Source organism: Oceanotoga sp. (assembly GCF_030445905.1).
Lineage (GTDB): Bacteria > Thermotogota > Thermotogae > Petrotogales > Petrotogaceae > Oceanotoga > Oceanotoga teriensis.
Genome location: NZ_JASUSU010000071.1, coordinates 1 through 9,323, shown reverse-complemented (window position 1 = coordinate 9,323; position 9,323 = coordinate 1). Strand labels below are relative to the sequence as shown.

10 protein-coding genes are annotated in these 9,323 nt (G+C 28.6%); all 10 read right to left on the bottom strand.

The genetic code is table 11. The features are described 5' to 3' along the window. Positions 1-180: 180 nt before the first annotated feature. Positions 181-1,434: an adenylosuccinate synthase gene (locus tag PWP28_RS13385; protein WP_109603777.1), complete on the bottom strand. Its 1,254-nt coding sequence runs from the start codon at positions 1,432-1,434 to the stop codon at positions 181-183. 12 nt (positions 1,435-1,446) lie between these two features. Continuing rightward, complete coding sequence (gene purB, locus PWP28_RS13380; RefSeq protein WP_109603776.1) at positions 1,447-2,739, bottom strand: adenylosuccinate lyase; 1,293 nt, start codon at positions 2,737-2,739, stop codon at positions 1,447-1,449. 2 nt (positions 2,740-2,741) lie between these two features. Then, a complete protein-coding gene (locus PWP28_RS13375) occupies positions 2,742-3,167 on the bottom strand; it encodes a hypothetical protein (RefSeq protein WP_109603775.1) in 426 nt (141 codons plus the stop codon). Between the two features lie 146 nt (positions 3,168-3,313). Beyond that, on the bottom strand, positions 3,314-4,591 hold the full coding sequence (locus tag PWP28_RS13370) for a Glu/Leu/Phe/Val dehydrogenase (RefSeq protein ID WP_109603774.1): 1,278 nt from the start codon (positions 4,589-4,591) through the stop codon (positions 3,314-3,316). 278 nt (positions 4,592-4,869) lie between these two features. After that, a complete protein-coding gene (locus PWP28_RS13365; protein WP_109603773.1) occupies positions 4,870-5,301 on the bottom strand; it encodes a SoxR reducing system RseC family protein in 432 nt (143 codons plus the stop codon). Between the two features lie 5 nt (positions 5,302-5,306). Next, a complete protein-coding gene (locus PWP28_RS13360) occupies positions 5,307-5,495 on the bottom strand; it encodes a hypothetical protein (RefSeq protein WP_109603772.1) in 189 nt (62 codons plus the stop codon). Further along, complete coding sequence (locus PWP28_RS13355) at positions 5,479-6,030, bottom strand: RNA polymerase sigma factor (RefSeq protein ID WP_109603771.1); 552 nt, start codon at positions 6,028-6,030, stop codon at positions 5,479-5,481. Before PWP28_RS13355 ends, PWP28_RS13360 begins: the two co-directional genes overlap by 17 nt. Before the next feature lie 122 nt (positions 6,031-6,152). Beyond that, on the bottom strand, positions 6,153-7,328 hold the full coding sequence (locus PWP28_RS13350; protein ID WP_109603770.1) for an ABC transporter ATP-binding protein: 1,176 nt from the start codon (positions 7,326-7,328) through the stop codon (positions 6,153-6,155). Beyond that, positions 7,321-8,343 (bottom strand): ABC transporter ATP-binding protein, encoded by a 1,023-nt coding sequence (locus PWP28_RS13345; RefSeq protein ID WP_109603769.1) that lies wholly within the window; start codon positions 8,341-8,343, stop codon positions 7,321-7,323. Before PWP28_RS13345 ends, PWP28_RS13350 begins: the two co-directional genes overlap by 8 nt. A gap of 14 nt (positions 8,344-8,357) precedes the next feature. Continuing rightward, positions 8,358-9,323 carry an ABC transporter permease gene (locus tag PWP28_RS13340; RefSeq protein WP_374045500.1) on the bottom strand — a complete coding sequence of 322 codons (966 nt, stop codon included), beginning with the start codon at positions 9,321-9,323 and terminating at the stop codon, positions 8,358-8,360.

Here is a 9,323-nt window from a genome sequence, read left to right as displayed (position 1 = left end):
ATTCCTTTTTTTACTTGTTTTTATTTTTGTTGCTTTTCATTTACTTGTTTTTTATTTCATATCCCTTTTTTATTGCTCTATTTTTCAAGTCACTATTAATTTTTATATTTTAATATAAAAATACTCTATTTAATTATACAATAAATATAAAAAAATCGGGTCTCATAAGACCCGATTAAATTACATATCAAGAATTAAACTATTTTTTGAACACATTTCCTCTGTTTTTGGACCATAAGATATATAATCAATTTTTATACCTGTGTTTTCTTCAATATAAGTCATATACTTCAAAAAATTAACCTCATTTGTATTTTGCCAACCGTCAAGTTCTTCATAAATTGGTTTTGCCTTAAAAAAATCAGCCGAAGATGAAGGTATATCTTTCACTTCTCCATCAACTTCATAAGATGTACAAACTTTTATTTTGTCATATCCATTTAATACATCAGCCTTTGTAATTACAATAGAAGTTAATCCTGATCTTATTTTCGCATATCTCATAGCCGGCAAGTCCAACCATCCTACTCTTCTTGGTCTACCAGTAGTAGCTCCAAATTCATTTCCAAGCTTTCTCATCTTATCTGCTTCTTCACCAAATAATTCTGTTGGAAATGGACCTTCTCCCACTCTTGTAGTATAAGCTTTTAAAACGCCGTATACTTCATCAAGTTCAAATGTTGAAAAACCAACAGATGAAACTCCATGGGCCATACAAGCTCCTGAAGTTACAAAAGGATATGTACCAAAATCAAGATCGAGAAGAACTCCCTGTGCGCCTTCGAATAATACTGATGTACTTCTAAAAACATTTCCCATTTCAACTGCACTTGCATAATTTACTTTTAATTTTTTTAAATCTTCTCTTTGTTTTAAAAGATATTCATATGTATCTTTTGCATTATTTTTTATTCTTCCAGAATAAATATTATTTTTGAGATAGTATATATCTTCAAGTCTGGATTTTAAAACCTCATCATCAAATATATGATATAATTTTATACCCTCTCTTGACACTTTATCTGTATATGCAGGACCTATTCCTCTCTTTGTAGTTCCTATAGGTTCTCTTCTCATACTTTCAATTAATTCGTCTTCTTCTTTATGCCAAGGTAAAACTATAAAAGCTTCAAGATCTATATAAAATTTTGAAGATATCCCTGGAAAATCATTTTCAAGAACATTTAATTCTTTTATTAGTTGTTCAAGATCTATAACCATTCCTGCACCTAAAAAGCCTTTAGAATCAGAGTCAGGAACTATTGAAGGTAAAAGATGATTTACATATTTCTTACCTTTATGATATATAGTATGTCCTGCATTCGAACCACCTGAAAATCTCACTATCCATTCAAAATCTGATGAAAAATAATTTACTACCTTTCCTTTTCCTTCATCGCCCCATTGCGATCCTACTATAGCTACTTTTTTCATAGAAGTACCCTCCTAAAAATCAAATCTTTTATATATTTCTTCTATATTTCTTAAGAAGTAATTATTTGAAAATAATTCATTTATTTCATCTGAATTCATTTTTGTATTTATTTCAGATTCCTCTTTTATCACTTGTTTAAAATCTTTTCTATTTTCCCAAGCATATAAAGCATTTTTTTGAACAAGTTTATAAGCATTTTCTCTTGACATTCCTTTTTCTATTAACCCTAAAAGGACTCTTTGAGAATATACAAGATTATATGAACGTTCGAATGTTTCTAACATTCTATCTTCATTTACAACTAAATTTTTTATCAAGTATATTGCCTTATTTGTTATATAATATGCGGTCATACATGCATCTGGAATAAATACTCTTTCTGCCGATGAATGAGAAATATCTCTTTCATGCCACAAAACTATATTTTCATAACCAGTTATTGTATATGACCTTAACATTCTTGCCATTCCTGTTATTCTTTCACATATTATAGGATTTTTTTTATGTGGCATAGCTGAAGAACCTCTTTGCCCTTTTTTAAATGGTTCTTGAACTTCTAAAACTTCTGTCTTCTGTAAATGTCTTATTTCAGTTGCTAATCTCTCTAATCCACTTCCTAAAAAAGAAAGAGCGTTTAAAAATTCTGCATGTATATCCCTTGGAACAATTTGTGTAGAAACTTTGGTTGCTCTTAATCCAAGTTTTTCAAGAGCTACTTTTTCTACCTCAGGAGATATATTAGCGTAATTTCCAACCGCTCCACTCAATTTACCTTGTGATACTTGATATATTGATTTTTTTAACCTTTCCATATTTCTTTCGGATTCTGCTAAAAATGAAAGTAATTTTAATCCAAAAGATGTAGGTTCAGCATGAATACCATGAGTTCTTCCAACTGTAATAGTATTTTTGTACATCAAAGCTTTTTTTTTGAGTACATCTATAAACTTTTCATATTCACGAATTATCATTTCGCCTGCTCTTTTCATGGCTAATGCCCAAGAAGTATCAACAATATCAGATGAAGTAAGTCCTTTATGAAAATATCTTGCTTCATCTCCCATTTCATCAGTAACTCCTTTTATAAAAGCAATTACATCATGATCTACTACTTTTTCAATCTCAAGAATTTTTTCTACATCTATCGAAGCTTTTTTTCTTATTTTTTCTGAAGTTCCTTTTGGTGCTTGATTAAAATCTTCAAATGCTTCAATAACTGCAAGTTCAACTTCTAACCATCTTTCATATTGCTGCTTTAATCCCCAAATATCTTTTATTGGAGATAGCGCATATCTTTCAATCATATTTAACCCACCTTTTTTGTTGAAAATAAATCTCTTATTCCTATTATAAATATAATTACACCTATTATAATACCAATATTATTATTTCTTAAAGAAGCCACAAGACTTCCCATTCCATAAGCATTTAATCCCCAAGAAATTATTAGTATAAATCTTTTTTCTATTTTAATACTTATAGAATATATTAAAGCTGATATATTCATCAATAAAAAAAACATAGATACATCTACTGATTGTATATAGCCAAAAAAACTAAACATAACTGACACAAATAAAAGCATATTTATCATTTTATCTTTAATATCAAATTTATATGCCATCAAAAGTACTAAAGAACCAATTAAAACCGATGGTAACCAATAATAAATATTAGTTAAAAAAAATCCTATAATGAGATTAGCCAAAACAGAGATTAAAGTATAAGCCATTTTTGATTCTCCTTTATAATTATAATTTAATTTTAAGTTTACTCATTAATTTTTTGTAAAAAAATGCAACAAGTTATTTTATCATAAAATTATTATTTTTTCAATAAAAAAAGGTTCCGATTATTCGGAACCTTTTTTTATTTTCATCAAGGATATATTCCTCTCAATTTTGTCGCTGTAGCAACTCTCTCAATTGCTATAACATAAGCTGCAGATCTCATATCTATTTTATATTTTTCCATTGTATCTATGACATCATAAAAAGCCTTTTTCATTTTTCTATGTAAAGCTTTTCTAACATCTTCTAATTCCCAGAAATTCCATTGTAATCCCTGAACCCATTCAAAGTAAGATACTGTAACTCCTCCTGCATTCGCAAGGAAATCTGGTACTATAAATACACCTTTTTCTAACAATATTTCATCAGCTTCTGGAGTTATTGGTCCATTAGCTCCTTCAACTATTAATTTAGCTTTAACATTATCTGCATTTGCAGCTGTAATGGTATTTTCCATAGCAGCTGGAGCCAATATATCTACGTCTAAAGAAATTAATTCTTCATTAGTTATTACTTTATATTTTCCATCATGTACATCACATATTCCTGCTTTTCTTGAAAGAACTTTTTCTTGTAAATCTTTTAATTCTTCTGCTGAGAATCCTTCTTCTTTATATAAACCACCTGTTATATCACATATTGCAACAACTTTCATTCCAACTTCTTCTACAGTTAAAATGGCTGCGTATGATGCAACATTTCCATAACCATGAATTGCTACTTTTATATCTTTGTTTTCTTTATTACATTTTCCATTTTTTCTTAAATAATTTGCTCCTTCTTCAATACATATTCTAACACCTCTTCCAGTTGCTTCAGTTCTTCCGAGTGAACCTCCAATTTCTAAAGGTTTACCTGTAACTATTCCTAAAGCAGTATGTCCTACATTCATAGAATATGTATCCATAAACCATGCCATTACCTGACCATTTGTATTAACATCTGGTGCTGGAATATCCTTATCTTCCCCTATTATTATCTGAATTTCGGAAAAGAATCTTCTTGATAATCTTTCAAGTTCACCATCTGATAAATTTCTTGGATCTACTGTAATTCCACCTTTTCCTCCACCATATGGTATATCAACTACGGCTGCTTTCCAAGTCATCCAAAAAGCAAGTGCTTTTACTTCATCAAGATCAACATTTGGATGGAATCTTATACCACCTTTTGCTGGTCCTCTTGCAACATTGTGCTGTACTCTATGACCTGTAAATACTTTTACAGATCCATCATCCATTCTAACTGGGAAATTAACTGTTAATTCTCTCTTTGGATGAATTAAAACATCTCTCATATCCTGATTTAAATCCATGATGTCCGCTGCTTTATTAAATTGTCTTACAGCATTTTCATAAAGGCTCATACTAATAACCTCCCTGAGAATTATTATCGTTGTTGGGATAAATTCTTTACACAACTATTTTAGAACTTTTAACTTAAAAATAAAAGTCTTGTTTACTATTATGTGAAGAAAATAAGAAGAATTAGAGGTAATTATTGTTTAATATATGAATAATATTCAACCGCATGAAATTTTTTTCAAGAAAAATATTTCATTTTTTAAAAATTAGTTTAAAAAAAATACCTGTAAATATTTTTTGTTAAAAAATAAGTGTTTTACAGGTATTTTTAGATTATGAATTATTTTTCAGGTAATATTATGTCTTTTTTTTCAATTATTTTAGGTAAATATTTATCCTTTAATTTTTTCTTATCATATATTCCTATTATCACATAAGTCAAGAGCATTGTAGAAAACCCTATCAAGAAAGACAATATATCTGAAAAACCTATAATATTTAATATTATAGATATTGCCATAAATATTATCAAAGGTATTCCATATACCAAAAAAGATAATTTTGAAACAGAAACTTTTGGTAGTTCAACTAAAACAATATCTCCTTCTTTTAAATTCACAGATTTGTTTTTTAATGCTCTTAATTTCAAATCTGGAGTTCCAGTTATATTACAAGCTCCGTGCAAAGAACATTCAGAACATTCGCCTGCTCTATTGGTATTTAAATAAACATAATTTGAATCCATATCTATAACAGTCATCATTTCAGTCATTTTTTTCACTCCTCATATTTTTTTAAATGCATTTTTTGTCTAACTCTACTTATTGTATCAATATTTTGACATTCAAAATATTTTTCAAGAGCTTTTTTATAAACTATTATAGTTTTTTGACATCTATTATTTAAATCTTTTATATTTATTTTACCATCCAAATAATCATTAAGATAATTATCCATTTCCTTCATTTTGATCCTCCTCTATTATTTTTTGGAGTTTTTTTCTTGAATAATGAAGTCTACTTTTAACAGTACCAACAGGTTTATCAATTATTTTTGATATTTCATAATATGATAATCCCTCTATATCTCTAAGTTTTATTATAGTTTTATCCAAAGGTGGTAATTTTTCTATAGAATTTAATATAAATTCATAATCAATTTCATCAAAAACATCTTTTTCAACATTTTCTTTAGAAGTAAATTTATTTTTTTCTAAATTAAAATCAAGTGACAAATAATTCTTTTTTTGTTTTTTTAAATAATTTTTAGCCGTATTAACTGTTATTTTGTATATCCAAGTTGAAAGTTTAGATCTTTGTTTAAATCCTTTTATACCTCTATATATTCTAACATAAACATCTTGAAGTGCATCTTCAATTTCATCTTCTTTTAAATAACTTCTTAAAAGACCATATATTTTAGATGCATATTCATTATACAATGTCTCAAATGCTTTTTCATCGCCTTTTTTTAAAAGTTGTATAAATTTATTTTCATTCATTTAGACCACTCCTGAACGATTTTTGTTCAATTAATAATATTTTCATACTTCATTATATCATTTTATAAATTAATTATAAAAACTCTTCTAATGTAAATAGTATACATTAGAAGAGTTTTATTTTAGCCATTGAATTCTCCAGAAAAATGACATGAAACAAAATGTCCTGGTTCTTTTTCTATTAATTTTGGTTCTTCTTTTTTACATATGTCTTTTGCTATAGGACATCTGGTATGAAATCTACATCCAGAAGGTGGATTTAGAGGACTCGGTACATCACCTTGTAAAATTATTCTTTTCTTTTTATGTTCTGGATCAGGTACTGGAATAGCTGACATTAAAGATACCGTATATGGATGTAATGGCTTAGAAAATAGTTCTTTTTTAGTTGTTAACTCTGCTATTTTTCCAAGGTACATTACAGCAATTCTATCTGATATATGTTTTACTACCGCTAAATCATGAGCTATAAATATATAAGTTAAATCGAATTCTTTTCTTAAATCATCCATAAGATTTATTACTTGAGATTGAACAGAAACATCTAAAGCGGAAACCGATTCATCGGCTACTATTATCTTAGGATTCAATGCTAAAGCTCTTGCTATTCCTATTCTTTGCCTTTGTCCACCAGAAAATTGATGTGGATATCTATATATATAATCTTTGGATAAACCTACTTTCTCAAGAAGATCTGTTACTATATTTGATACATCTTTACCTTTTGCAAGATTATGTGTTGTAACACCTTCGCTTATTATATTTTTTATTCTCATCCTTGGATTTAATGAAGAATAAGGATCTTGAAATATAATTTGTGTATCTTTTCTGAATATTTTTCTTTTTTCTTTTAAATTATCTCTATGTAATTTTTTTAATCCATGAAATCCTTCTTTGAAATATATCTCTGCATTATTAATATCAACCTTCGATTCTAATTTTTTTATAACTTCATCCTCTGTTTTTAATTCCATTTTTAATTTTTCAAATCTTTTTACATAATATTCGTTAATATACTTATTTGCTTGATTATTTTTCATGAACCATGTTGTTGTATCTTGTCCTTCAAGACTTATTCTTCCTTCTGTGGGATCATATAGTCTTAAAATAGACATTCCAGTGGTACTCTTACCACAACCAGATTCACCAACTAAACCCAAAGTTTCTCCGGGATATACATTAAAGCTAACATCATCAACAGCTTTAACATTGTTTACAACTCTTTTAAATACACCTGCTCTAACAGGAAAGTATTTTTTTAAATCATTAACTTCTAATAAGGGCTGTTTTTTATCCATTGTTTTCACCACCCTTTACTTTAGATATTTCTTTTTCTAATTCTTCTATTCTCCAACATCTTGAAAGATGTTCACCTTCTATTTTTGCAAGTTCTGGATGTTCATTAACACATTTTTCATTAGCTAAAAAACATCTATTGGAAAATTTACATCCTTTAGGAAAATTCAATGGATTTGGAACAGCTCCAGGTATTGCCCAAAGTCTTTCTTTATCTAAATCAATTCTTGGTATTGAATTCATAAGACCCCAAGTATATGGATTTTTAGGATGTTTAAATATACTTACAATATCACCTTTTTCAAATACTTCTCCACCATACATGACTATTGCTCTATCGGCCATTTCAGCTACTACCCCTAAATCATGAGTGATAAATATAATAGCCATTCCATAATCTTTTTGTAACTGCTTCATCAACTCTAATATCTGTGCTTGTATAGTAACATCTAAAGCAGTAGTTGGTTCATCAGCTATCAATATATCAGGGTCACAAGATAAAGCCATTGCTATCATAGCTCTTTGCCTCATTCCTCCAGATAATTCATGAGGATATTGATCTATTCTTTTAGAAGGTTCAGGTATTCCTACTTTTTGTAATAATTCTATAGATCTTTTTTTGGCGTCTTTTTCAGATAAATTCATGTGTAATCTTATCATTTCACCTATTTGTTCTCCAATTGTAAAAACTGGATTTAAAGCTGTCATAGGTTCTTGAAATATCATCGCTATTTCATTTCCTTTTATTTTCCTGTATTCACTTTTAGAAAGATCTTTTAAATTTTTACCTTTAAAAATCATTTCTCCTTCTGGTATAAATCCATTTTCATCGAGAAGATCCATTAAAGATAATGAAGTAACAGATTTACCAGATCCAGATTCACCAACAATTGCCAATGTTTCACCTGGAAATAAATCAAAATCCATTCCATTAACTGCTTTAACTACACCATCTTCTGTCTTGAAATATGTTTTTAAACCTTTTATACTCAATAAAGGTTCTTTATTATCTATCATATATACACCTCTCTTTACATTCTATTCTTAGGGTCAAATATATCTCTTAAGGCATCTCCAACAAGATTCCACCCTAAAACAAATAGTATCATTGCAACACCTGGAAAAACTACGGTATACCAATACTGTAAAGCATTAGAACCTCCTCCAAGCATCCAGTTTCTTGCATAAGAGAGTATAGAACCCCAATCAGCATATCCTTGAGGTGCTCCTAATCCAAGGAAGCTTAATCCTGAAGCTGTTATTACCATACTTCCTATTCTCATAGTGGCCTGTATAACTACAGGAAATATTGTATTGGGTAATATATGCTTTATTATTATTTTCCAATTTGGTACTCCCAAAGCTCTTGCCGCTGAAACATACTGTTCATTTTTTTCTTGTAATATATTACCTCTTATAAGCCTTGCTGTAGCCATCCAAGTAAAAACCATCATGGCTATCATTACTTTGTCAATTCCAGTTCCAAGTATGGAAGTTAAAACCATCGCCGATAAGATGAAAGGTATACTTAAAAATATATCTGTAATTCTCATAAGAACTTCATCTACCCATCCACCAAAATAAGCTGAAACTGATCCAATAAATAAACCAACTAAAGTAGCCACTGTAACCACTGATAAACCTATTTTGAAAGCCGTTCTCGTTCCCCATACAACACCATAAAATATATCTCTTCCATTAGATATTCCAAAAGGATGTTCTTTAGAAGGTGGCTGTGGTTCATTCTGTAAAGTTTTTAATGGCATTATATAAGGGTCAAATTGTATATTATTTATATAAAAACTTTGAAATTCATCATATAATTTTTTGCTTTGAGATAGAAATTTATTATCTTCTAATTTTTCAAGTTTTTCTATTTTTTCTTGATATTCAACTCCCATATTATAGTTTCTTTCATACCTTTTATACTCTTCTTCAAGATTTTTAATAGCTTGTTCAGTATTTTCTTCTATTAAAGTTGAATAAGAAATATCTAT